Raw genomic sequence first — 22,128 nt, 5'->3', positions numbered from 1 at the left:
CAATTAACTGGCTGATATTACTGCCAATTTTATTGAGTCACGTGAAGCAAGCCTGTTTCTTCCAAGGTGGAAGGCTTATAAAAGAGAAATGCTTAACATTTCCGTAAAATATATTGGCACCCGTTTTTTGCTTCTGCTAATTTCCAAAGCCGCCCTGTCGCGGGAACTCAGTCGGCCATGCCGAAAAGCAGGCTTGGAAATTGCTTGTTAATGCTTACTTATCTGTAGATGAATGCAATGGGGAGGGGAGAGTGGCAGTAGGATCATTAAAGGTGACACCCGCACGTTTCGCATGTTTCATGGCATTGTCCAGCTGTTTCACCGCACAAAGCCTGTTTGCCGCCGACGTTCCTGCCAGTGCCGCCTTGGCAGAAAAGCAGAGCATCGTGATTAACAACGGCTCTGAAGTCTCCTCCCTGGACCCGCATAAAATTGAGGGTGTCCCGGAATCTAATATTATCTTGAACCTTCTGGAAGGGCTGGTTGAGACGGATGCCAAGGGTGCACTCCGTCCCGGCGTAGCAGAAAGTTGGGAAAATAACGGTTACCGGGTCTGGACGTTCCATCTTCGTCAAAATAGCCAATGGAGTGATGGTTCCCCGGTCACCGCCAAGGATTTTGTCTACAGTTGGCAGCGTCTGGTTGATCCAAAAACCGCCTCGCCCTATGCCAGCTACCTGCAATTTGGCAAGGTTGCCAATATTGATGACATTTTGGCGGGCAAAAAAACGCCTGATACCCTGGGCGTCAAGGCACTGGATGACCATACCCTTCAGGTCACGCTGACAGAACCCGTTCCCTATTTTGTTACGCTGCTGGCCAATACTGCGCTGAAGCCCGTCAAGCAGTCGGTGGTGGAGAAATTTGGCGACCGCTGGACGCAGCCGGAACACTATGTCGGCAACGGCGCCTACCGTCTGAAGGGGTGGGTGGTCAACGAGCGCATTGATCTGGCGCGCAGCCCCACCTATTGGGACAACGCCCACACGGTGATTGAGCAGGCCACCTTCCTGCCCATCTCCTCGGAAGTGAGCGACATTAACCGCTATCGCAGTGGCGATACGGACATCACCAACAGTGCCATCCCACCGACGCTGTTCCCCATGGTAAAGCGGGAGTTGGGCGACCAGCTGCACATCAACCCGCTGCTCTGCACCTTCTACTATGAGCTGAACAACCAGCGCCCGCCGCTGAATGATGTGCGGGTCAGGACAGCGCTGAAGCTGGGACTGGACCGGCAGATCATCACTGACAAAATCATGGGGCAGGGGCAGATCCCGGCCTATGGCCTGACGCCTCCCTATACCGCCGGCGCGGACTTTGCCGCCCCGGACTGGGCTGGCTGGAGCCCGCAGCAGCGCTACGCCGAGGGGCGCAAGCTGCTGGCGCAGGCAGGCTTCAATGCAACCCATCCGTTGAAAATCGCGCTGCTCTACAACACTTCCGACCAGAACAAGCAGCAGGCGATCGCCGCCGCCTCCATGTGGACGAAAAATTTGGGCGCGCAGGTTACGCTGCAAAATCAGGAGTGGAAAACCATGCTGGAGACGCGCCGTCAGGGCAACTTTGACATTGCCCGCGCCACCTGGTGCGCCGACTACAATGAGCCGTCCTCTTTCCTCAACATGGCGGTCTCGACCAGCAGCAACAACACCCTGTTTTATCGCAGCGCGGCCTTTGACCACCTGATGGCGCAGACGCTGGCCGCCCCAGATGAGGCCGCGCGCCGCGCTCTTTACCAGCAGGCCGAGGCCCAGCTGGATCAGGATTCGGCGCTGATCCCGGTCTATTACCGCGTCAGTGCGCGGCTGGTAAAACCCACGGTGGGCGGCTTTACCGGCCAGGATCCGCAGGATCTGACTGACCTGAAAAACTACTACCGCACCAAACCCTGACAATGTGAGGCAGCCCCATTTATCAGCAGAATTACCTGCTATAGAGAGGTGAGGGTGCACAAAGATCCGCCGTTCTGCCGTCGTTCCGGCAGGGGGGCCGCAACACTCCGTTCGCGGAACAATCTTGCCGTTCAGCGGTGAGTTCATAATAAAAATGGGAGTTCAAAACAGCATGACCAACATCACGAAAAAAACACGCCTGGCTGCGGCCATCATGATGGCTTCCGGCCTCCTGACGGCCGGTGCCGCCGTCGCAGCCGACGTTCCGGCGGGCGTCCAGTTGGCAGACAAACAGGAGCTGGTGCGCAACAACGGCTCGGAAGTGCAATCCCTTGACCCACATAAAGTGGAAGGGGTGCCGGAGTCCAACGTCATTCGCGACCTGCTGGAAGGGCTGGTCAACACCTCGCCAAAAGATGGCAGCATCCTGCCGGGCGTGGCTGAGAGCTGGGATAACCAAGACTTTAAGGTCTGGACATTCCACCTGCGCAAAGACGCCAAATGGTCAAACGGCGACCCGGTGACCGCCAGCGACTTCGTCTTCAGCTGGCAGCGTCTGGCCGATCCGCAGACCGCCTCGCCCTATGAGAGCTACCTGCAATATGGCCACTTCGAGAACATTGATGACATCATCACCGGCAAAAAAAGCCCGGACACCTTGGGCGTGAAGGCGCTGGATGACCACACCCTGCAAGTGACCCTGACAGAGCCAGTGCCCTATCTGGTGAAGATGTTGGCGCACACCTCCATGAAGCCGGTCAACAAGAAGGTGGTTGAACAGTTTGGCGAGAAGTGGACGCAGCCGCAGAACTACGTCAGCAACGGCGCCTATAAGCTGAAAAACTGGACGGTCAATGAGCGCATCGTGCTGGAGCGCAACCCGCAGTACTGGGACAACGCCCACACTACCCTTAATCAGGTGACCTACCTGCCGATCTCCTCGGAAGTGACCGACGTCAACCGCTACCGCAGCGGCGAGATCGACATGACCTACAACAACATGCCGATTGAGCTGTTCCAGAAGCTGAAAAAAGAGATCCCGCAAGAGGTGCACGTTGACCCCTACCTCTGCACCTACTACTACGAGATCAACAACCAGAAGGCCCCATTCAACGACGTGCGTGTGCGTACCGCGCTCAAGCTGGGCCTCGATCGTGACATCATCGTCAACAAGGTGAAAAATCAGGGCGACCTGCCGGCCTATGGCTTTACCCCGCCGTACACCGATGGCGCAGAGGGCAAGCTGACCGCGCCGGAGTGGTTCGGCTGGACGCAGGAGAAGCGTAACGAAGAGGCGAAAAAATTGCTGACCGAAGCGGGCTATGGCCCCGGCAAGCCGCTGACCTTCGACCTGCTCTACAACACCTCTGACCTGCACAAGAAGCTGGCGATTGCCGTGGCCTCCATCTGGAAGAAAAACCTGGGCGTGAACGTGAAGCTGGAGAACCAGGAGTGGAAAACCTTCCTGGATACCCGCCATCAGGGCACCTTTGACGTGGCGCGCGCCGGCTGGTGCTCGGACTACAACGAACCGACCTCGTTCCTGAACACCATGCTCTCAGACAGCAGCAACAACACCGCCCACTACAAGAGTCCGGCCTTTGACAAGCTGATCGCCGATACCGTGACGGTGAAAACCGACAGCGAGCGTGCCGATCTCTACCAAAAAGCCGAAGCGCAACTGGACAAGGACTCGGCGATTGTACCGGCCTACTACTACGTGAACGCGCGTCTGGTGAAACCTTACGTCGGGGGTTACACCGGCAAGGATCCGCAGGACTCGGTCTATTCCAAAGATCTCTACATTATCAAGCACTGATGCCATCAGGGCAGGGGGGAAGCCCCCTGCCTGCCACGATAATGAAAAGACACTGTGAGCTGTTGTGATAGAGCCGCATTTGCGGCTTCGAGGTACGGGCAATGTTAAAGTTTATTTTCCGCCGCTGTCTGGAAGCCATTCCGACGCTGTTTATCCTGATTACCATCTCGTTCTTTATGATGCGTCTTGCGCCTGGCAGCCCTTTTACCGGCGAGCGTAATCTTCCGCCCGAGGTCATGGCAAACATTGAGGCGAAATACCACCTCAATGATCCGATGTACAAACAATATTTCAACTACCTGGAGCAGCTGGCGAAAGGGGATTTTGGCCCGTCGTTCAAATATAAGGACTATACGGTCAACGATCTGGTCGCCGCCTCCTTCCCGGTCTCGGCCAAGCTGGGGCTGGCCGCCTTCCTGATGGCGATGGTGCTGGGCGTAAGTGCCGGCGTGATTGCCGCGCTCAACCAGAACACCAAGTGGGATTATACGGTGATGGGCTTCGCGATGACCGGGGTGGTGATCCCGAGCTTTGTGGTCGCGCCGCTGCTGGTGCTGGTCTTCGCCATCACGCTGAAGTGGCTGCCGGGCGGTGGCTGGAACGGCGGCGCGCCCAAGTTCGTCATCCTGCCGATGGTGGCGCTCTCGCTGGCCTACATTGCCAGCATTGCACGCATCACCCGTGGCTCGATGATTGAGGTGCTGCACTCCAACTTCATCCGCACCGCACGGGCCAAGGGGTTGCCGCTGCGCCGCATCATCTTGCGCCATGCGCTGAAGCCCGCGATGCTGCCGGTGATCTCCTATATGGGGCCAGCGTTTGTCGGCATCATCACCGGTTCAATGGTAATCGAGACCATCTATGGCCTGCCGGGCATTGGCCAGCTATTTGTCAACGGTGCCCTGAACCGTGACTACTCGCTGGTGCTGAGCCTGACCATTCTGGTCGGCGGCCTGACCATCCTGTTCAACGCGATCGTTGACGTGCTCTATGCCGTGATCGATCCCAAAATCCGTTATTGATGCTGGAGCACCTGTATGATTGTCAGTAAAAGAAACAGCGAGGCTCTGGAGCAGTTCAGCGAGAAGCTGGATGTCGAGGGGCGCAGCCTGTGGCAGGATGCCCGCCGCCGCTTTATGCACAACCGCGCGGCCGTCACCAGTCTGGTGGTGCTGTGCCTAATTGCCCTGTTCGTGACGTTGGCGCCGATGCTGGCGCAGTTTACCTATGAAGATACCGACTGGAACATGATGTCCGCCGCGCCGGACATGGCGTCCGGCCACTACTTCGGCACCGACTCCTCTGGCCGCGACCTGCTGGTGCGGGTGGCGATTGGCGGCCGCATCTCCCTGATGGTGGGGGTGGCGGCGGCGCTGGTGGCGGTGGTGGTCGGCACCCTGTATGGCTCGCTGTCGGGCTACCTCGGCGGCAAAACCGACTCGGCGATGATGCGCCTGCTGGAGATCCTCAACTCCTTCCCGTTCATGTTTTTCGTCATCCTGCTGGTGACCTTCTTTGGCCAGAACATCCTACTGATCTTCGTGGCCATCGGCATGGTCTCGTGGCTGGACATGGCGCGTATCGTGCGCGGCCAGACCCTCAGCCTGAAGCGCAAGGAGTTCATTGAGGCGGCGCTGGTGTGCGGGGTCTCGACCCGCAGCATCGTTCTGCGCCATATCGTGCCGAACGTGCTGGGGGTGGTGGTGGTCTACGCCTCGCTGCTGGTGCCAAGCATGATCCTGTTTGAGTCCTTCCTGAGCTTCCTTGGGCTGGGCACGCAGGAGCCGTTGAGCAGTTGGGGCGCGCTGTTGAGCGACGGCGCGAACTCAATGGAAGTTTCACCCTGGTTGCTGCTGTTCCCGGCAGGTTTCCTGGTTGTCACTCTGTTCTGTTTTAACTTTATCGGCGATGGCCTGCGTGATGCCCTCGACCCGAAAGATCGTTAAGGAGTGCGCCATGAGCACCTTAGATAGCGTTACCCCCCTGCACCGTGCCGCGCCAGCGGAAACTGGCAGCCTGTTGAGCGTGCGCGACCTGCGCGTGACCTTCACGACCCCGGACGGTGCTGTTACTGCCGTCAACGATCTCAACTTCGAGCTGCGTGCCGGTGAGACGCTGGGCATCGTCGGCGAGTCCGGCTCCGGCAAATCCCAGACCGCCTTTGCGCTAATGGGGCTGCTGGCGGGCAATGGCCGCGTGGGCGGCTCGGCCACCCTGAATGGCCGTGAAATCCTCAACCTGCCGGAAGCCCAGCTGAACAAGCTGCGGGCCGAGGAGATCTCCATGATCTTCCAGGATCCGATGACCTCCCTCAACCCCTATATGCGGGTGGGCGCGCAGCTAATGGAAGTGTTGCAGCTGCACAAAAAGATGGGCCGCAGTGAGGCATTTGAGGCCTCAGTGCGGATGCTTGACGCGGTGAAGATGCCCGAGGCGCGCAAGCGCATGAACATGTACCCGCATGAGTTCTCCGGCGGTATGCGCCAGCGGGTGATGATCGCGATGGCGCTGCTCTGCCAGCCCAAACTGCTGATTGCCGATGAGCCGACCACCGCACTGGATGTGACGGTGCAGGCGCAAATCATGACGCTGCTCAATGAGCTGAAGCGTGAGTTCAATACCGCCATCATCATGATTACCCACGATCTGGGCGTGGTGGCGGGCATCTGTGACAAGGTGCTGGTGATGTACGCTGGCCGCACCATGGAGTATGGCAGCGCGCGCGAGGTGTTCTACCAGCCGACCCACCCATACTCCATCGGCCTGCTGAACGCGGTGCCGCGTCTGGATGCGGAAGGGGAGGCGTTGATGACCATTCCCGGCAACCCGCCGAACCTGCTGCGCTTGCCGAAAGGGTGCCCGTTCCAGCCGCGTTGCCCCTATGCAATGGAGATCTGCGCCAACCCGCCGCCGTTGGAACACTTTGGCCACGGCCGCTTGCGCGCCTGCTATAAGCCGCTGGAGGAGTTGGTATGAACAGCACCGCAGAGAAAAAAGTGTTACTCGAAGTGGCCGACCTGAAAGTCCACTTCGACATCAAAGATGGCAAACAGTGGTTCTGGCAGCCGCCAAAACGGCTGAAGGCTGTCGATGGCGTCACGCTGCGCCTGTATGAGGGCGAAACCCTTGGGGTGGTCGGTGAGTCAGGCTGTGGCAAATCCACCTTTGCCCGCGCCATCATTGGGCTGGTGAAGGCGACCAGCGGGCGCGTGGCCTGGCTGGGCAAAGACCTGCTCAATATGAGTGATGCCCAGTGGCGTGAAACGCGCAGCGACATCCAGATGATCTTCCAGGACCCGCTGGCCTCGCTCAACCCGCGCATGACCATCGGTGAGATCATTGCCGAGCCGTTGCGCACCTACCATCCGAAAATGCCGCGTCAGGAGATCAAGGAGCGGGTGAAGGCGATGATGATGAAGGTCGGGCTGCTGCCAAACCTGATCAACCGCTATCCGCATGAGTTCTCCGGTGGCCAGTGCCAGCGCATCGGCATCGCCCGCGCGCTGATTCTGGAGCCGAAGCTGGTGATCTGTGACGAACCGGTCTCGGCGCTGGACGTCTCGATTCAGGCGCAGGTGGTGAACCTGTTGCAGCAGTTGCAACGTGAGATGGGGCTGTCGCTGATCTTTATCGCCCACGATTTGGCGGTGGTGAAGCATATCTCTGACCGGGTGCTGGTGATGTATCTGGGCCATGCGGTGGAGCTGGGCACCTACGATGAGGTGTACCACAACCCGCAGCACCCCTATACCCGCGCCCTGATGTCAGCGGTGCCCATTCCTGACCCGGACAAGGAGAAGGAGAAGACGATCCAGCTGCTGGAGGGCGATCTGCCGTCGCCCATTAACCCGCCGTCAGGCTGCGTGTTCCGCACCCGCTGCCCGATTGCCGGGCCAGAGTGCGCCCAGACCCGCCCGCTATTGGAGGGCAGTTTCCGCCACGCGGTCTCCTGCCTGAAAGTCGATCCGCTGTAATCCCCCTGACACCGCGCTCCGGCGCGGTGTTTTTTTCTATCCGCCGGAAGAGCGACAGCGGCTAAAAAATTCGCATATAGTTACAACATACTTTTAAAGCCCAACATCGTCAGCATATTCGTTAGCAGAGAGATGAAGGCTTAGTAAAGGGGAAAAGGAATAACGAGGGCAGAGGAGATAAATGAAAGAGATAAGCAACCGGCGGCACACCGCCAAATGTCAGGCAAGAGGGTATGGTTGAGAGTCGCAAGGACTCTCCGCATGCAGGCATGCGGAGCAGGAGATCACTCTTTCCACAGAATGTGACAAAGCTTGTGATCTTTTTCGCGGCAGATTAAGACGCGGGCAAACACGTCATTGATTGGTTCCCCATCGGCTTCCGCCAGGCCAATTACCACCTCAGCGAAGAAGTCTGGGTTGAGGTCATAATCAACATGCTCGTGCCAATCCTCGGACGGGTCATACAGCTCCGCGCCACCGCGTTCCTCAAATTGCAGGTTAAACAGCAGGATATCCGCAGGATCCAGGTTGTCGCCGGCCAGTTCGAGAAAAATGTCGTAAGCCTGCTCAAGCGTCTCATCTTCAGTCAGGCGATTATTCAGATCCATATACAATCCTGTTAGCAAGGGGGTATGCAGTCAGCATAGCATGCGCCGTGGCGCGCTTTACTGCCAGGCCGCAATTCCATAATGGTGCGGCCTGAGGGCGTGGTTCGCTTTTTACAGCAGCGGGCTGAAAAAGTAAAATAGCCGCTCAACGATCCGGTGCCAGAATGGCCGATTGAGCCACTTTTTTGCGTTGAGCAGCGTGGAGCGGGCGATATAGTCCTCTTGCACCCGCGCCAAATCGGCGCCAAACCCATCATCATCAATCACCAGCGTGATCTCGAAATTCAGCCACAGGCTGCGCATATCGAGGTTGACGGTGCCCACCAGACTCAATTGCCCATCCACCAGCACGCTCTTGGTGTGCAGCAGGCCGCCCTCAAACTGGTAGATGTTGACCCCGGCCTCCAATAGCTCATTGAAGAAGGCGCGACTGGCCCAATCCACCAGCATCGAATCATTCTTGCGTGGCATGATGATGCTGACCTTCACCCCGCGCTGCGCCGCGGTACAGATGGCGTGCAGCAGGTCATCGCTTGGCACGAAGTAGGGGGTGGTCATGATCAGCTGCTCGCGGGCGGAGTAGGCGGCCGTCAGCAACGCCTGATGAATCATCTCCTCCGGGAAGCCGGGGCCAGAGGCGATCACCTGGATGGTATGGCCGCTCTCCTGTTCAAAGGGCATCACCGAGCTTTCCGGCTCCGGCGGCAGGATGCGCTTGCCGGTCTCAATCTCCCAGTCGCAGGAGTAGACGATGCCCATGGTGGTCGCCACCGGCCCCTCCATGCGCGCCATCAGATCCACCCACTGGCCGACGCCAGCATCCTGTTTGAAGTAGCGCGGATCGACCATGTTCATGCTGCCGGTGTAGGCCACGTAGTTATCAATCAGCACCACCTTGCGGTGCTGGCGCAAATCCATCCGGCGCAGGAAGACGCGGAACAGGTTTACCTTCAGCGCCTCGACCACCTCAATGCCAGCGTTGCGCATCATGGCCGGGTAGGGGCTGCGGAAGAACGGCAAACTGCCCGCGGAGTCGAGCATCAACCGGCAGTGGATGCCGCGCCGCGCCGCCGCCATCAGTGACTCCGCCACCTGATCCACCAGCCCGCCCGGCTGCCAGATGTAGAACACCATCTCAATGTTGTGGCGCGCCAGTTCAATGTCACGGATCAGCGCCTTCAGGGTGTCATCGCAGGTGGTCAGCAACTGGAGCTGGTTGCCCTTGACGCCCGGCACCCCCTGACGGCGTTCGCAGAGCTGGAACAGCGGCAGGGCGACCTCGCTGTTTTCGCTGGCAAAAATATCCTTGGAGTGTTTTAGCTCATTCAGCCAGCGCGCGGTGGCGGGCCACATCGCCTTGGCCCGCTCGGCGCGACGCTTCCCCAAGTGCAGTTCACCAAACGAGAGATAGGCGACAATGCCCACCAGCGGCAAGATATAGATAATCAACAGCCAGGCCATGGCAGAAGGGACGGCCCGGCGTTTCATCAGGATACGCAGGGTGATCCCGGCGATCAGCAGCCAATAGCCGAAGACCATTAGCCAACTGATCACGGTGTAAAATGTTGTCATACGCGCGACATTCCTGTTCGCAAACCATTTCAGTGAGTTTACGCAGAGTTAAGAAAAGGGGAAACCTTTTGTCGTACTTAATCCATCCACTGATCAGACCTGAAAGCGCCGACGGCGTGAGCGTCAGGGCAGGCGCGGGCTGGCAGGGAATAGCCTTGTTAACGCAGAGGATTTAACCGTGAACAGCGGCACTTTTTAGACTTGGATCACACATTGAAATGCCTATAATGCCCGTGCCACCCAAAGTTTGAGAGTCTTTTCCATGAAACGCAGCAGAAATGAAGTTGCCCGCTGGCGCATGCACCGTCAACAACAGCGTCGCCGTAGCCGCTGGCTGGAAGCCCAATCACGCCGTTACCGGCACATCTACCGCATCCGCCAGGTCAACCATCATCAACTGCGGCGCCTGGCGCTCAACGCGGTGTACCAATGGTAAATGCCAAAACAGTCCCTGACGGGACTGTTTTGCTATTGGCCGCTCAGAAGGTGCGGCGGAAGGGTTTCACCACCACGGAGCGATAGATGCCTGCCGCCAGGTATGGCTCGGCATCTGCCCAGGCTTGCGCCTCGGCCAGTGAATCAAACTCCGCAATGATGGTCGAGCCGCTGAACCCGGCGTCGCCCGGCTCATTGCTGTCGATGGCCGGGTGTGGGCCAGCCACCACCAGACGCCCCGCGTCATGCAGCGCCTGCAAACGGGCCAGGTGCGCCGGGCGCTCCGCCTGACGTTTCGCCAGGGTATCGGGGTAATCTTCACAGTAGAACAGATAGAGCATACTTCACCTTTTATATCAGTGGGCTGAATGGGCCTCTACCATAGCCGATTCGGTGGGCTGACGGAAAGGGGGGGTGGATTGCTGAAAAAATGGCCGCCTGCCGTTTTCAGATCAATCAAAGCGAGAGAGTTGCCTCAAGCTTATTGAATATGATTGCTATTTGCATTTAAACTTGCGGCTCCAGAGGAAAAAGAAACATTATGCCGCTAACAACCTTCACATTTCATCGCAGGATCTCACTGCCAGTCGTGCTCTCTGTCGGGCTGCACGCCGCGGTAGTGGGCGGTTTGCTCTATGCCTCATTCAACCGGGAGATCACCCTGCCGCCCCAACAGGAGACGCCGATCAGCGTCACCATGGTCAACCCGGCCGATTTCGCGCCGCCCAAGCCGGTAGAAGCGCCGCCGCAGGCCGAGCCAGAGCCGACGCCGCCGGAGCCGGAGGTGCAGCCTGAGCCGGAACCCGAGCCGCCACCGCCGCCCAAGGCCATCACCATTGAGAAGCCTAAGCCCAAGCCGGTGGAGAAGAAGGTAGAGAAACCCAAACCGAAGCCGAGGCCGAAAGAGGTGGCGAAGCCGGTGAAACGTGAGGTGGAGCCTGCGCCGTCGCCCTTTGAGCAGACGGAAAAAACCGCGACCACCTCCCAGCCAGCGCCAGCCGCGGCGGCCCAGCCGACGGTATCGCAGGGGCCGCGCCCGTTGCAGCGCAGCCAGCCGCTCTATCCGCAGCGCGCCTTTGCCCTGCGCCTCGAGGGGCGTGTTAAGGTGCAGTTTGACGTTGAAGGCGATGGCAGCGTCAGCAATGTGCGGGTGCTCTCCGCTGAGCCGCGCAACATGTTTGAGCGTGAGGTGAAGCAGGCGATGCGCAAATGGCGCTATGACAAGGCCGGCAAAGATCTGGTGGTAACCATTGTGTTCAAGATCAATGGTGGCAGCAGCATCCAGTAAACCGCCATAAAAAAAGCCACGGCCTGTGCCGTGGCTTTTTTGTTTGCGAGGGGAGTTACTCTTCGTCCAGACTGAAGTTGCCTTTCCCGGCGGGCAGGGCGCGTGACTTGCCCTGATCGTCCACCGCCACATAGGTGAACACCGCCTCCGTCGCGCGGTAGCGCTGGCCGAGCGGCTCGGACGAGACCTTCTTCACCCACACCTCGACGTGGATGGTCATCGAGCTACGGCCGGTGCGCACGCAGCGCGCGTAGCAGCACACCACGTCGCCCACCGCGACTGGCTTCAGGAAGGTCATGCCATCCACCCGCACGGTCACCACGCGGCCCTCGGCAATCTCCTTGGCCTGAATTGCGCCGCCCATATCCATCTGCGCCATCAGCCAGCCGCCAAAGATATCGCCATTGGCATTGGTATCCGCTGGCATCGCCAGCGTACGCAGCACCAGCTCGCCGTTGGGTAAACTCTGTTTTTCACTCATGCTCTTGCTTCACAATAAAAAAGAATGTCCCGGCCGCAGCCGGGAGGGGGAGTTATTTTTTTTGCCCTTCAGGCTTTTTTTGCTCTTCCGGCATATGGCGGTAGATATAGATGCCGCTGAACAGGGTAAACACCAGCGTCAGGGCGGTCAGGCCGAAGACCTTAAAGTTGACCCAGACGTTTTGCGGCAGCCAGAAGGCGACATAGATATTGGCCAGACCGCACACCAGGAAAAACAGCGCCCAGGCCAGGTTCAGGCGGCCCCAGGCGTGATCGGGCAGCGTCAGCTCCTTGCCCAGCATCCGCTGGATCAACGGCTTCTTCAGCACCAGCTGGCTGACCAGCAGCGCCGCGGCAAACAGCACGTAGATCACCGTCACTTTCCATTTGATGAACAGATCATCATGGAACACCAGCGTCAGGGTGCCAAACACCGCCACCATGACGAACGTGATCAGGGTCATCTTCTCCACCTTGCGGTACTTTACCCAGGTAAAGACCAGCGCCAGCGCCGTGGCGGCGATCAGCGCGCCAGAGGCGATGTAGATGTCATAAAGCTTGTAAAAGGCAAAAAAGACAATCAGGGGCAGAAAATCAAGAAACTGCTTCATAATTCATTCCAGTAGCGATCCATCGTCCGACTATACCGGATTCAATGGGGGCTGTGTATCTCGGGGCACCGTGCATTATCCGCCTGTCAGGGCGGCAGTGCGCGTATTTTATACAAGGTGGCGGCCAGAAAGGCAAAGGGCGCCCGCAGGCGCCCTTTGGGGCAGTGCGCTTAGGCGCGCAACAGCATGTAGAGACGGTAGAGATAGATCAGCAGCATGGCGGAGATGAGGTTGCTCAGCGCTGTCATCACCACGGTGGCGACGGTTGGCGTCAGCGCCGTCAGCTGGCTGATCAAAAACAGCAGCAGCAGTTTGGCCGCCAGCCAGAGCATCATCGCTGGCACCACCAACTTCACGTTGGCGTAGGCGAGGCGGGCGCTCTGGCGGATCGCCGCCACCACGCCCATCCGCTCGCTCGCCACCATCACCGGCGCCAGCGACACCGCAATGGCAATCAGCACGCCCGGCAGGATAAACAGCATCAGGCCGAGCTGGATCAGCAGCGTGCAGATAAACATCAGCAGCAGCAAGCGCGGCAGGATCGGCGCGGACGCCCCCAGCGCACGCAGCACGCTGGTCGGCTGTCGCTCAGACACCATGCGGATCAGCGTCAGCATCCCGCCGGCCAACAGCACATTGCCCACCAGCGCGGAGAAGGTCGCCGCGGCAGAGACTTTCAGCAACACCATCTGCTGCTCCGGGGACATCTGCTGGATAATCTCCTGCAGCCCCATGCCAGCCGTTGAGGTCAGGTCACTCTCTGCATTGGCCAGAATGGCAAGCTGGCCGCTGTCAGGGGTAAAGGCCTGATTCAGCAAGACAGAAATAAAGGCAGTCAGCAGCGCCAGCAACAGGATGCTGGCAAGCTGGTTGCGCATAAAATTAAAACTGTCACGGTACAACGTGTTGGCCGTGATGGGCATGAAAACTCCTTGGCGACAATCAAATCAGTAAGCCGCTGATTGTAACCTGTTACGGACCAGTGTGGCACCCCGCGTTCAGCGTCAGGGCGTCATCCGGCGGCAGAGTGACCGGCAGGGGCGGCAGGCCATAGCGCGCCCGCGCCCGGTCGCAGGCATCATTATGCACGCCGTTCTCACCGGATTGGTCAAACTCCCGGCACGGGGTCGGCCGGTTCAAATAGATGGAGCAGGAGACAGCGTGTCCAATATCGCCCTCAAGCGCGACGCAGCGCGGCGATTTACTGTTGGTTCCTTGCATGCAACGAAGAAACGGGGTCAGCGGCTCGGTACGATCGACAGGCACAACCCCGCCACCGTCCTCCGCTTCAGCCCAATAGAAAGAGACCCGGAAATGGGCGCAGCAGGCGCCACAACTGACACAAGGATTAAGATGTTCGCTCATCTTGATTACCCACCGACTCCTTACGGCTTCGAACCAAAACCCACAGGGAGTGAGCAACTTACCCACGCCCCCCACGTTACGCAAATGAAATTTTAAGCCAAAAAAGCCCCGAGAAAAGTGACCTGCTTTTGATCTAGATCAATTCATTGTTTTTTAATGAAATCAGCAAGAAGTGACGGGATGACACCTTTGTCAAATCAATGTAAAGATGCGCACGCATTCAAAATATAAATGCAATGACATTAACTATTTACGCGTGAAGGTGTTTGAGCCAAAAGGAGTGGAAAATGAAGAAGGCGTCTTGGATTCTGCTGGCCGCGGCGGCCCTGCCGGCGGTGGTCTCCGCGCATCAGGCCGGGGACATTATCGTCCGGGCCGGGACAGCGACGGTGCGCCCGACCGAGGGATCGGACAATGTGCTGGGGCTTGGCCCGTTCAATGTCGATAACAATACCCAGCTAGGGCTGACCTTCAGCTATCTGGTGACCGACAACATCGGCGTGGAGTTGCTGGCGGCGACGCCCTTCAAGCATAAGATTGGCCTGCAATCCACGGGCACCATCGCCGAGGTGAAGCAACTGCCGCCAACCCTGATGGCGCAGTACTACTTCGGCGACAAACAGGACAAATTGCGCCCCTATCTGGGCGTGGGCGTCAACTACACCACCTTCTTTGATGAGAAGTTCAATGACACCGGCACTTCAGCGGGACTGAGCGATCTCAGCCTGAAGGACTCGTGGGGCATCGCGGGTCAGGCGGGGCTGGACTACAACCTGAACGCGCACTGGCTGCTGAATATGTCGGTCTGGTGGATGAACATTGAAACCAAGGCACGCTTCAATGCTGGCGGTGAGCACCAGAGCATCGACACGCGCATCGATCCCTGGGTGTTTATGTTTGGGGCGGGCTACCGCTTCTGATCGCCAGAGGCAAAAAAGGCGCACCGGGGTGCGCCTTTTTTATGCGGCTGCCGCGTTACTTGATCTGCATCGCGTTCTCAACCGACTTCACGCCTGTCACCTGGCGCGTCACTTGGACGGCATGGTTGGCGTCCGCCATGGAGCTGACAAACCCGCTCAGCTGCACGCGGCCCTTGAAGGTTTCTACATTGATCTCACGGGATTTCAGCGAGTCATCCGCCAGCAGGGCAGATTTCACCTTGGTGGTCACCACGGTGTCATCGATATAGCCGCCGGTGCCCTCGGATTTGGCGGTCGGCGCGCAGGCCGACAGGGTCAGCGCCACCATCAGCGCCATGCACATTGCAGATAAGGCTTTAAATAACTTCATATCCATTCTCCATGTCAATTTAGGGTGGCGAGCGCCACGGCCAACGGCTGCGGCCAGCGCAGGTTCAATAAGTCTGGTAGATAGATGGCGATTCGACAAATCGACAGGAGAAATAAGTAGCACAAAGAACGCCTTACCGCACAAAAGGGTAAGGCGTGGGGGAACTAGCGGCGGGTGGCGGCCTTCATCTCACGCACAAACGCGCCAAGCTGGCTGAGCATCTCCGCCGGCTGCGTGTGGTGGCGCTCAATGATACGCACAATCGCCGAGCCAGAGATCGCCCCGGCTGCGCCGGCGGCCAGCGCCTCGCGTACCTGCGCAGGCTCAGAGATGCCAAAACCCTGCAACGGCGGCGCGGCCTGATACTCCGCCAGCTTGTCAATCAGGTGGCCGAGCGGCAACTGGGCGCGCTGCTCGGTGCCGGTCACCCCGGCGCGCGACAGCAGGTAGGTGTAGCCACGGCCGTGGGCCGCCACCTCGCGCAGCAGTTCATCATCGGCGTTGGGCGGGCAGATGAAGATCGGGGCGATCTGGTGGCGCAGGGCGGCGGTACGGAACGGCGCGGACTCCTCCAGCGGCACATCCGCCACCAACACCGAGTCAACGCCCACTTCGGCGCAGCGCTGGTAGAAGGCATCGATGCCCTTGTGGAACACCAAATTGGCGTACATCAGCAGGCCAATCGGCAGGGTCGGGTGCTTCTGGCGGATCGCCGCCAGCATCTCGAAACAGCGGTTGGGCGTCACGCCAGCGGCGAAGGCGCGCAGCGTGGCGTTCTGGATGGTTGGGCCATCCGCCAGCGGATCGGAGAAGGGGATGCCCAGCTCCAGCGCATCCGCCCCGGCTTCCACCAGCGTATCGACAACCGCCAGGGAGAGCTCCGGGTTAGGGTCGCCAAGGGTAACAAACGGGACGAAGGCCCCCTCCTTGCGGGTTGCCAGCTCGGTAAAACGTTGCTGATAGCGTTCCATTAGATCTCTCCCCGTGTTTTCAAAATGTCGTGAACGGTGAAGATGTCCTTGTCACCACGGCCGGACAGATTCACCACCAGAAGCTGCTCTTTTTCCGGCTCCTGCTTGATCATCTTCAGCGCATGGGCCAGCGCGTGGGAGGACTCCAATGCCGGGATGATGCCCTCGCTGCGGCAGAGCGCCTTGAAGGCGTCCAGCGCCTCCTCATCGGTGACCGAGACATACTCGGCGCGGCCAATGCTGTTGAGGTGGGCGTGCTGCGGGCCGACGGAGGGGAAATCCAGCCCGGCGGAGATGGAGTAGGACTCCTCAATCTGCCCATCTTCGGTCTGCATCATCGGCGCTTTCATGCCGAAGTAGATGCCGACCTTGCCATGCTTGAGCGGCGCGCCATGCTGGCCGCTCTCAATGCCCAGCCCGGCAGGCTCCACGCCAATCAGGCCGACCGACTCCTCTTCGATGAAGTCCGCAAACATGCCGATGGCGTTGGAGCCGCCGCCGACACAGGCCAGCACCGCATCCGGCAGGCGGCCTTCGCGCTCCAGCACCTGCGCCTTGGTCTCTTCGCCAATCATGCGCTGGAACTCACGCACCAGCGTCGGGTAGGGGTGCGGGCCAGCGGCGGTGCCGAGCATGTAGTGGGCGGTCTCGTAGCTGCCCGACCAGTCGCGCAGCGCCTCGTTACAGGCATCCTTCAGCGTGGAGGAGCCGCTGTGCACCGGGATCACCTCCGCGCCCATCAGCCGCATACGGAAGACGTTCGGCGACTGACGCGCGATATCTTTCGCGCCCATATAGATGCGGCACTTCAGGCCGAGCAGCGCGGAGGCGAGGGCAGAGGCCACGCCATGCTGGCCAGCGCCGGTCTCTGCGATGATCTCTGTCTTGCCCATCCGCTTCGCCAGCAGCGCCTGACCGAGCACCTGATTGGTTTTGTGCGCGCCGCCGTGCAGCAGATCCTCGCGCTTCAGATAGAGCTTGGTGCGGGTGCCGGCGGTCAGGTTGCGGCACAGGGTCAGGGCGGTGGGGCGACCGGCGTAGTTTTTCAGCAGTTCCATAAACTCAGCCTGGAACGCCGGGTCGCGCTGGGCGCTGACAAAGGCCTCTTCCAGCTGTTTCAGCGCCGGCACCAGGATTTGCGGCACATACATGCCGCCAAATTCGCCAAAGTAGGGATTAAGTAGAGTCATGCTATCAGTCCTGTCGGTAAAGACGGTGAAACGGCGCGCCTCAGTAGGCGCGCAACGTCTGGAATACGGCCATCACTTTCGCGGCATCCTTGATGCCAGGTGCCTGCTCAACGCCGGAGTTGAAATCCAGCCCGGCGCAGCCCAACTGGGCCGCCTGCACGCAGTTGTCAGCGCTCAGGCCACCGGCCAGCAGCACATTCTCCAGCGGCTGCCCGGCCAGCAGGCCCCAATCGAAGCGCTGGCCGGTGCCGCCCGCGCCGTTGTCCAGCACATAGCGGTCAACGTGGCGCAAATCGCGCGCGGGCAGGTGGTCGCGAACCGAAAGCGCCTTCCAGAGGCGGCAGGCGGCGGGCAGTGCCTCACGCAACGCATCGATGTAAGCCTGATCCTCCGCGCCATGCAATTGCACCGCATGTAACCCCAGCGTGGCGGCAACATCCGCCACCTCGGCCACCGGCTGGTCGCTGAACACGCCGACATACTTCAGCGGCGCGCCCGCCATCACCTGTTGCGCCTGCGCAATGCTGACGCAGCGCGGCGAGCGGGCGGCGAAGATCAGCCCGCCATAGGCGGCCCCGGCCTCTGCCGCGGTCTGGGCGTCCTGCGCGCGGGTCAGGCCGCACACCTTGTTTTCACCCAGCATCACCCGGCGCACCGCCGCACCCAGATCCTCCTCGGCCATCAGCGCGCTGCCAATCAGGAAGCCGTTGGCGAAGCGGCTCAGGGCGCGTACCTGGCCGTAGGTGTTGATGCCGGACTCGCTGATCACCGTCACGCCCGGAGGCAGCAGCGGCGCGAGGCGGCGGGTGCGGTCGAGGTCGATGCTCAGGTCACGCAAATCGCGGTTATTGATGCCCACCACTTTGGCGCCGAGGCGCACCGCGCGGGCCGCCTCCTCCTCGCTGATCACCTCGGTCAGCACGCCCATCTTCAGGCTGTGTGCCACCTCCGCCAGCTGGCGGTACTGCTCATCATCCAGCACCGAGAGCATCAGCAGGATGGCGTCGGCCTGATAGTGGCGCGCCAGATAGATCTGGTAGGGATCAATAATGAAATCCTTGCACAGCACCGGCTGGGTCGCCACGGCGCTCACCTGCGGCAGGAAGTCAAAACTGCCCTGAAAATACTTCTCATCGGTCAGCACCGAGATGGCGGAGGCATACTGCTTATAGACGCCAGCGATCTGTGCCGGGTCGAAATCCTCGCGGATCAGCCCCTTGGAGGGCGATGCCTTTTTGCACTCCAGAATGAAGGCGGTGCGGGCGCCCTGAAGCGCGTGGTAGAAGCTGCGCTGGCTGGGGCCAAGCAGATGTTCAAACTCGGCCAGCGGCTGTTGCTGCTGGCGGGCCGCAACCCAAACTGCCTTGTCACGGACGATCCGGTGGAGCACGGTTTCCTGCATCACTCACTTATCCTCTTGCTGCCAATGCACTGACACGCTGGTAGGCGTCGCCGCTGCGGATCACCGCCAGCGCCTGTTGCGCGTTCTGTTTAATCTCTTCCTGGCCAAACAGCTTCAGTAACAGCGCGACATTGGCGGCCACCGCCGCCTCATGCGCGGGTTCACCTTTACCTTGTAACAAGCGTGCCAGAATGTCACGGTTTTCTTCCGGCGCGCCGCCCTGCAACGCCTCAAGCGGGTAGCTCGGCAAACCGAAGTCGGCCGGGGTGAGCTGATAGTGGCTGATCTCGCCCTGATTCAGCTCCGCCACCTGGGTCGGCGCGTGGATGGCCACCTCATCCATGCCGCCGCCGTGCACCACCGCCGCGCGCTGGTAGCCGAGGGTGCGCAGGGTTTCGGCGATCGGCAGCACCAGTTCCGGGCTGTAGACGCCAATCAGCGCCAGCGGCGGCCGTGCCGGATTGATCAGCGGCCCCAGCACGTTGAACAGCGTGCGGGTTTTCAACTGTTGGCGCACCGGCATCGCGTGGCGGAACCCGGTGTGGTACTGAGGCGCGAACAGGAAGCAGACGCCCAGATCGTCCAGCGCCTGACGCGCCTCGGCCGCTGGCAGGTCAAGACGGATGCCAAAGGCCGCCAGCAGGTCAGAGGAGCCGGAACGGCTGGAGACGCTGCGGTTGCCATGCTTGGCGACGCGTACCCCGCAGGCCGCCGCCACAAAGGCGCTGGCGGTGGAGATGTTGATGCTGTTGCTGCCGTCGCCGCCGGTGCCAACGATGTCGGCAAACAGGTAGTCCGGGCGCGGGAAGGGCTGGGCATCCGCCAGCAGCGCCTGTGCGGCACCGGCAATCTCCTCCGGCCGCTCGCCGCGCACCTTCATGCTGATCAGCGCCGCCGCCAGCTGCTCTGGGGCCAGTTCGCCCTGGATAATCGCGCCAAACAGCTGGCGGCTCTCCGCCTGGCTCATGGTGCCAGCGCGGTAGAGGCGCTCAAGGATGGCGGCGTTGCTCTCGTGGGTGAGGGTAGTCATGGCTCTCTCTCCTTGTCTCAGGCCAACGCCCAGGCCAGGGTCTGCTCCAGCAGACGCGCGCCCTGTGAGCTTAAAATGGATTCAGGGTGGAACTGGAAACCGCAGACGCGGTCGGCATCGTGGCGCACCGCCATCACCATCCCATTGAAGCGGGCGTTGACCTGCAACCCCTGCGGGATGTCGCTGCCCACCAGCGAGTGGTAGCGCGCCACCGGCAGCGGGTTTGGCAGGGCGGCGAACATCGCCTCGCCATCGTGCTCCACCAACGACGCCTTGCCATGCAGGATCTCACCGGCCTGCCCGACGTGGCCGCCATAGGCCTCAACAATCGCCTGATGGCCGAGGCAGATGCCGATGATCGGCAGCTGGCCGCGCAGGCGCTGCAACAGCTGTGGCATACAGCCCGCCTCAGAGGGCGCGCCGGGGCCGGGTGACAGCATCAGGATCGGCTGTTCCATCTCTTTTAGCTTATTGATGATGGTGTCGGCCGGGATATGGTTGCGGTAGATCACCACCCGGTGGCCGAAGGTGCGCAGTTGGTCCACCAGGTTGTAGGTAAAGGAGTCAACGTTATCGAGCAGCAGAATATCGGCCATCAGAACACCTCCCGGGCGTGATGTGCGGTAGCAATGGCGCGCAGCACGGCGCGGGCTTTGTTGCGGGTCTCATCGGCTTCCGCCTGCGGCACGGAGTCCAGCACCACACCGGCACCGGCCTGAATGGTGGCGATGCCCTCCTCGACATAGGCGGAGCGGATGACGATGCAGGTGTCGAGGTCGCCGTGGGCGGTCAGGTAGCCCACCGCGCCGCCGTAGCTGCCGCGTCGGCTCTGCTCGGAAGCGGCAATCAGCTGCATGGCGCGCACCTTCGGCGCGCCGCTCAGGGTACCCATGTTCATGCAGGCCTGATAGGCGTGCAGCACATCCAGATCGTGGCGCAGGGTGCCCACCACCCGCGACACCAGATGCATCACGAAGGAGTAGCGATCCACCTTGGTCAAATCCGCGACGTAGCGGCTGCCCGGCTCGCAGATGCGCGCCAGATCGTTGCGCGCCAGATCCACCAGCATCAGGTGCTCGGCCAGCTCTTTGTGGTCGGTGCGCATCTCCAGCTCAATGCGGCTGTCGAGATCGCGATCCAGCGAGCCATCGGCATGGCGGCCACGCGGGCGGGTGCCGGCAATCGGGTAGATCTCAATCTGGCGGCTCTCGGCGTCATACTTCAGGGCGCTCTCCGGCGAAGCGCCGAACAGCTGGAAGTCGTTGTCCTGCATGAAGAACATATAGGGGCTGGGGTTGCTCTCCTTCAGGGTCTGGTAGGCGGCCAGCGGTGACGGGCAGGGCAGGGAGAAGCGGCGCGACGGCACCACCTGGAAGATCTGCCCCTCGCGGATCGCCGCCTGCAACCCGCTGACCACCGCGCCAAACGCCTCGTCGCTCTGGTTGCAGCTCAGCGCCATGTCCTGCACCGCCGGGCGCGGGATGGCGTACGCCGGTTGCTGCACCTGATGCTGCACCTGCTCCAGCCGCTGTTGCAGCCGTTGGCGCTCGCTGGCGGAGGGGGTGAACAGGCTGGCCTGAATGCGGCAGGCGCGCGTCTGGTGATCCAGCACCAGCAGGGTCTCGGCCAGATAGAAGCAGTAGTCCGGGCAGCGCTGGTCGGCCCGCAGCGGCGGCAGCTCCTCAAACCCGGCCACCAGATCATAGGCAAACAGGCCGCCGAGGAACATCGCCTCGCGCTCCTCGACCGGGCTGTTGACCAGCGCCAACAGGCGGCGCAGCGCGTCAAACACCGACAGCGATTGCAGGCGGGCATCCTCATCCTGCAACGGGTCAATGGCCGGGAAGGTCAGCTCGCGGCCGTTTGGCCGTACACACACGGCCACCTCTGGCGGCAGCGCCGCATCCAGCAGAGGCAGCAGCGACGCGCCGTTGGCGGTCAGCGCCTGAATGGAGACTTCGCGACCCAGCGCGGTGATGCGCAATGCACTGTCAACGATCAGCAGGCTCTTCAGGTTCTCCTTGCTGGTGATCTCGGCGGACTCCAGCAGCAGCGTGGCCGGGCGTGCGCCGCACAGCTGGTTGAACAGGGTGGTCGGGTCATTGCGGTAGAGGCCGCTGACGCTCAGTAACTCCAGATCGGGACGAGGTGTGTTCATTTTTATTGTTCCTGCCTAGTTTTAAGCCACAAAAAAACCC

The 22,128-nt window shown here is 60.5% G+C and carries 21 protein-coding genes, 1 pseudogene and 1 other annotated feature (1 of these 23 running past the window's edge); of the genes and pseudogenes, 9 read left to right on the top strand and 13 right to left on the bottom strand.

Going from position 1 to position 22,128, the window contains the following annotated elements; genetic code table 11:
• Nucleotides 1-299: 299 nt before the first annotated feature.
• From C1N62_RS09125 to oppF, 6 genes are all read left to right on the top strand, one after another.
• On the top strand, nucleotides 300-1,895 hold the full coding sequence (locus C1N62_RS09125) for an ABC transporter substrate-binding protein (RefSeq protein WP_137763343.1): 1,596 nt from the start codon (nucleotides 300-302) through the stop codon (nucleotides 1,893-1,895).
• Between the two features lie 172 nt (nucleotides 1,896-2,067).
• Nucleotides 2,068-3,714 carry an oligopeptide ABC transporter substrate-binding protein OppA gene (oppA, locus tag C1N62_RS09120; RefSeq protein WP_137763342.1) on the top strand — a complete coding sequence of 549 codons (1,647 nt, stop codon included), beginning with the start codon at nucleotides 2,068-2,070 and terminating at the stop codon, nucleotides 3,712-3,714.
• Between the two features lie 101 nt (nucleotides 3,715-3,815).
• Nucleotides 3,816-4,736 carry an oligopeptide ABC transporter permease OppB gene (gene oppB / locus C1N62_RS09115; RefSeq protein ID WP_137763341.1) on the top strand — a complete coding sequence of 307 codons (921 nt, stop codon included), beginning with the start codon at nucleotides 3,816-3,818 and terminating at the stop codon, nucleotides 4,734-4,736.
• Between the two features lie 15 nt (nucleotides 4,737-4,751).
• Nucleotides 4,752-5,660 carry an oligopeptide ABC transporter permease OppC gene (gene oppC / locus C1N62_RS09110; RefSeq protein ID WP_137763340.1) on the top strand — a complete coding sequence of 303 codons (909 nt, stop codon included), beginning with the start codon at nucleotides 4,752-4,754 and terminating at the stop codon, nucleotides 5,658-5,660.
• Nucleotides 5,661-5,670: 10 nt separating this feature from the next.
• Nucleotides 5,671-6,690: an ABC transporter ATP-binding protein gene (locus tag C1N62_RS09105; RefSeq protein WP_137763339.1), complete on the top strand. Its 1,020-nt coding sequence runs from the start codon at nucleotides 5,671-5,673 to the stop codon at nucleotides 6,688-6,690.
• A complete protein-coding gene (gene oppF, locus C1N62_RS09100) occupies nucleotides 6,687-7,688 on the top strand; it encodes a murein tripeptide/oligopeptide ABC transporter ATP binding protein OppF (protein WP_137763338.1) in 1,002 nt (333 codons plus the stop codon). The genes C1N62_RS09105 and oppF overlap by 4 nt, the downstream gene beginning before the upstream one ends.
• Before the next feature lie 284 nt (nucleotides 7,689-7,972).
• On the opposite strand, the gene C1N62_RS09095 is transcribed toward oppF, so the two are convergent.
• Nucleotides 7,973-8,296 (bottom strand): HI1450 family dsDNA-mimic protein, encoded by a 324-nt coding sequence (locus C1N62_RS09095; protein ID WP_137763337.1) that lies wholly within the window; start codon nucleotides 8,294-8,296, stop codon nucleotides 7,973-7,975.
• A gap of 111 nt (nucleotides 8,297-8,407) precedes the next feature.
• Entirely contained in the window at nucleotides 8,408-9,868 is a 1,461-nt protein-coding gene (cls, locus tag C1N62_RS09090) for a cardiolipin synthase (RefSeq protein ID WP_137763336.1), read from the bottom strand.
• A 262-nt stretch (nucleotides 9,869-10,130) separates the two neighbouring features.
• On the opposite strand from cls, the gene C1N62_RS09085 reads away from it, so the two are divergent.
• A complete protein-coding gene (locus C1N62_RS09085) occupies nucleotides 10,131-10,304 on the top strand; it encodes a YciY family protein (protein WP_137763335.1) in 174 nt (57 codons plus the stop codon).
• Between the two features lie 43 nt (nucleotides 10,305-10,347).
• Here C1N62_RS09085 and C1N62_RS09080 read toward each other — a convergent pair whose 3' ends face one another.
• Nucleotides 10,348-10,644: a YciI family protein gene (locus C1N62_RS09080; protein ID WP_137763334.1), complete on the bottom strand. Its 297-nt coding sequence runs from the start codon at nucleotides 10,642-10,644 to the stop codon at nucleotides 10,348-10,350.
• 200 nt (nucleotides 10,645-10,844) lie between these two features.
• Here C1N62_RS09080 and C1N62_RS09075 point away from each other — a divergent pair, with 200 nt between their 5' ends.
• Nucleotides 10,845-11,591 carry an energy transducer TonB gene (locus C1N62_RS09075; protein ID WP_137763333.1) on the top strand — a complete coding sequence of 249 codons (747 nt, stop codon included), beginning with the start codon at nucleotides 10,845-10,847 and terminating at the stop codon, nucleotides 11,589-11,591.
• A 55-nt stretch (nucleotides 11,592-11,646) separates the two neighbouring features.
• On the opposite strand, the gene yciA is transcribed toward C1N62_RS09075, so the two are convergent.
• From yciA to C1N62_RS09055, 4 genes are all read right to left on the bottom strand, one after another.
• Complete coding sequence (yciA, locus tag C1N62_RS09070; RefSeq protein ID WP_137763332.1) at nucleotides 11,647-12,072, bottom strand: acyl-CoA thioester hydrolase YciA; 426 nt, start codon at nucleotides 12,070-12,072, stop codon at nucleotides 11,647-11,649.
• Nucleotides 12,073-12,124: 52 nt separating this feature from the next.
• The gene (locus C1N62_RS09065) at nucleotides 12,125-12,682 is read right to left on the bottom strand and encodes a septation protein A (protein ID WP_137763331.1); all 558 of its coding nucleotides are present in this window, start codon (nucleotides 12,680-12,682) and stop codon (nucleotides 12,125-12,127) included.
• A gap of 170 nt (nucleotides 12,683-12,852) precedes the next feature.
• Nucleotides 12,853-13,605: a YciC family protein gene (locus C1N62_RS09060; protein ID WP_137763330.1), complete on the bottom strand. Its 753-nt coding sequence runs from the start codon at nucleotides 13,603-13,605 to the stop codon at nucleotides 12,853-12,855.
• A gap of 49 nt (nucleotides 13,606-13,654) precedes the next feature.
• Nucleotides 13,655-14,047 (bottom strand): YkgJ family cysteine cluster protein, encoded by a 393-nt coding sequence (locus C1N62_RS09055; protein WP_137763329.1) that lies wholly within the window; start codon nucleotides 14,045-14,047, stop codon nucleotides 13,655-13,657.
• A gap of 287 nt (nucleotides 14,048-14,334) precedes the next feature.
• Between C1N62_RS09055 and ompW the strand changes: the two genes are divergently transcribed.
• Nucleotides 14,335-14,967, top strand: coding sequence for an outer membrane protein OmpW (gene ompW / locus C1N62_RS09050; protein WP_137763328.1), 633 nt, complete (start codon nucleotides 14,335-14,337; stop codon nucleotides 14,965-14,967).
• 55 nt (nucleotides 14,968-15,022) lie between these two features.
• Here ompW and C1N62_RS09045 read toward each other — a convergent pair whose 3' ends face one another.
• From C1N62_RS09045 to C1N62_RS09015, 6 genes and pseudogenes are all read right to left on the bottom strand, one after another.
• Nucleotides 15,023-15,337, bottom strand: a complete 315-nt coding sequence (locus C1N62_RS09045) for a BON domain-containing protein (protein ID WP_137763327.1) — start codon at nucleotides 15,335-15,337, stop codon at nucleotides 15,023-15,025.
• A 164-nt stretch (nucleotides 15,338-15,501) separates the two neighbouring features.
• Nucleotides 15,502-16,308 (bottom strand): tryptophan synthase subunit alpha, encoded by an 807-nt coding sequence (gene trpA / locus C1N62_RS09040; protein WP_137763326.1) that lies wholly within the window; start codon nucleotides 16,306-16,308, stop codon nucleotides 15,502-15,504.
• Nucleotides 16,308-17,498, bottom strand: a complete 1,191-nt coding sequence (trpB, locus tag C1N62_RS09035) for a tryptophan synthase subunit beta (RefSeq protein ID WP_137763325.1) — start codon at nucleotides 17,496-17,498, stop codon at nucleotides 16,308-16,310. Before trpB ends, trpA begins: the two co-directional genes overlap by 1 nt.
• 40 nt (nucleotides 17,499-17,538) lie before the next feature.
• Entirely contained in the window at nucleotides 17,539-18,900 is a 1,362-nt protein-coding gene (trpCF, locus tag C1N62_RS09030; protein WP_137764962.1) for a bifunctional indole-3-glycerol-phosphate synthase TrpC/phosphoribosylanthranilate isomerase TrpF, read from the bottom strand.
• Nucleotides 18,901-18,907: 7 nt separating this feature from the next.
• Nucleotides 18,908-20,526: pseudogene (gene trpD / locus C1N62_RS23330) on the bottom strand (bifunctional anthranilate synthase glutamate amidotransferase component TrpG/anthranilate phosphoribosyltransferase TrpD).
• Nucleotides 20,526-22,088 carry an anthranilate synthase component 1 gene (locus tag C1N62_RS09015; protein ID WP_137763322.1) on the bottom strand — a complete coding sequence of 521 codons (1,563 nt, stop codon included), beginning with the start codon at nucleotides 22,086-22,088 and terminating at the stop codon, nucleotides 20,526-20,528. Before C1N62_RS09015 ends, trpD begins: the two are co-directional and overlap by 1 nt.
• Nucleotides 22,089-22,116: 28 nt before the next feature.
• Nucleotides 22,117-22,128 (bottom strand) — a sequence feature (Trp leader region) (it continues 89 nt past the right edge of the window).

It is taken from the genome of Nissabacter sp. SGAir0207, assembly GCF_005491205.1.
In the GTDB taxonomy this organism is placed as follows: Bacteria; Pseudomonadota; Gammaproteobacteria; order Enterobacterales; family Enterobacteriaceae; genus Chimaeribacter.
The sequence above is the reverse complement of the archived record's forward strand: the minus strand, read 5'-3'. Positions and strand labels throughout refer to the sequence as shown.

Coding starts and splice junctions, on each gene's coding strand:
- C1N62_RS09125 (WP_137763343.1), top strand. CDS start 300: ATGGCATTGTCCAGCTGTTTCACCGCACAAAGCCTGTTTGCCGCCGAC.
- oppA (WP_137763342.1), top strand. CDS start 2,068: ATGACCAACATCACGAAAAAAACACGCCTGGCTGCGGCCATCATGATG.
- oppB (WP_137763341.1), top strand. CDS start 3,816: ATGTTAAAGTTTATTTTCCGCCGCTGTCTGGAAGCCATTCCGACGCTG.
- oppC (WP_137763340.1), top strand. CDS start 4,752: ATGATTGTCAGTAAAAGAAACAGCGAGGCTCTGGAGCAGTTCAGCGAG.
- C1N62_RS09105 (WP_137763339.1), top strand. CDS start 5,671: ATGAGCACCTTAGATAGCGTTACCCCCCTGCACCGTGCCGCGCCAGCG.
- oppF (WP_137763338.1), top strand. CDS start 6,687: ATGAACAGCACCGCAGAGAAAAAAGTGTTACTCGAAGTGGCCGACCTG.
- C1N62_RS09095 (WP_137763337.1), bottom strand. CDS start 8,296: ATGGATCTGAATAATCGCCTGACTGAAGATGAGACGCTTGAGCAGGCT.
- cls (WP_137763336.1), bottom strand. CDS start 9,868: ATGACAACATTTTACACCGTGATCAGTTGGCTAATGGTCTTCGGCTAT.
- C1N62_RS09085 (WP_137763335.1), top strand. CDS start 10,131: ATGAAACGCAGCAGAAATGAAGTTGCCCGCTGGCGCATGCACCGTCAA.
- C1N62_RS09080 (WP_137763334.1), bottom strand. CDS start 10,644: ATGCTCTATCTGTTCTACTGTGAAGATTACCCCGATACCCTGGCGAAA.
- C1N62_RS09075 (WP_137763333.1), top strand. CDS start 10,845: ATGCCGCTAACAACCTTCACATTTCATCGCAGGATCTCACTGCCAGTC.
- yciA (WP_137763332.1), bottom strand. CDS start 12,072: ATGAGTGAAAAACAGAGTTTACCCAACGGCGAGCTGGTGCTGCGTACG.
- C1N62_RS09065 (WP_137763331.1), bottom strand. CDS start 12,682: ATGAAGCAGTTTCTTGATTTTCTGCCCCTGATTGTCTTTTTTGCCTTT.
- C1N62_RS09060 (WP_137763330.1), bottom strand. CDS start 13,605: ATGCCCATCACGGCCAACACGTTGTACCGTGACAGTTTTAATTTTATG.
- C1N62_RS09055 (WP_137763329.1), bottom strand. CDS start 14,047: ATGAGCGAACATCTTAATCCTTGTGTCAGTTGTGGCGCCTGCTGCGCC.
- ompW (WP_137763328.1), top strand. CDS start 14,335: ATGAAGAAGGCGTCTTGGATTCTGCTGGCCGCGGCGGCCCTGCCGGCG.
- C1N62_RS09045 (WP_137763327.1), bottom strand. CDS start 15,337: ATGAAGTTATTTAAAGCCTTATCTGCAATGTGCATGGCGCTGATGGTG.
- trpA (WP_137763326.1), bottom strand. CDS start 16,308: ATGGAACGCTATCAGCAACGTTTTACCGAGCTGGCAACCCGCAAGGAG.
- trpB (WP_137763325.1), bottom strand. CDS start 17,498: ATGACTCTACTTAATCCCTACTTTGGCGAATTTGGCGGCATGTATGTG.
- trpCF (WP_137764962.1), bottom strand. CDS start 18,900: ATGCAGGAAACCGTGCTCCACCGGATCGTCCGTGACAAGGCAGTTTGG.
- C1N62_RS09015 (WP_137763322.1), bottom strand. CDS start 22,088: ATGAACACACCTCGTCCCGATCTGGAGTTACTGAGCGTCAGCGGCCTC.